This is a genomic window from Trabulsiella odontotermitis (assembly GCF_001297775.1).
GTDB lineage: Bacteria > Pseudomonadota > Gammaproteobacteria > Enterobacterales > Enterobacteriaceae > Trabulsiella > Trabulsiella odontotermitis.
In genome coordinates, this window is sequence record NZ_LIFX01000039.1 from 1 (window position 1) to 526 (window position 526).

Here is a 526-nt window from a genome sequence, read left to right on the forward strand (position 1 = left end):
GCCGGGCTGACGCGTCCTACCACGTCAGTGACTGTCACGGTGAAGTTATGGTTGCCGTCGTTCAGCGCCGTACCTGGCGTGAAGCTCCAGCTGCCATTGCTGCCCACCGTCGCGGTACCGATCAGGGTGCCATTGTCGTAGACTCTAATGGTGCCACCAATCAATCCGCTACCGCTCAGGGTCGGCATATTGTCGTTGGTGACTTCACCTTTCTGTACAAAGTCAACTGAAGGCGCGACATCGTCATAGACGCTATCCAGCGACGGAACCGGTGGTGCCTGAGTAGACAGGTTGAATGTGTACTCGTTGGACGGATCGGAGACGTTACCGACAGAGTCGGTTTCCTGCGCCGTCAGGGTGTACAGACCATCAGGCAGCGGCGTGGTCGATACTAGCTCCCAGGTACCGTCAACCTGGACGGTCGTGGAGCCGATCACCGTGTCACCGTTGTAAACCGTGATGGTATTACCTGCTTCTGCGCCAGTACCCTTGATCAGCGGACGATTATCGTCAGTGATGCTGCTGG

General features: G+C 57.2%; 1 protein-coding gene. It reads right to left on the reverse strand.

Going from position 1 to position 526, the window contains the following annotated elements; all coding sequences use genetic code 11:
* Window positions 1–526: Ig-like domain-containing protein (locus AOY23_RS21325; protein ID WP_152958681.1), on the reverse strand; the 526-nt coding region annotated here is incomplete at both ends.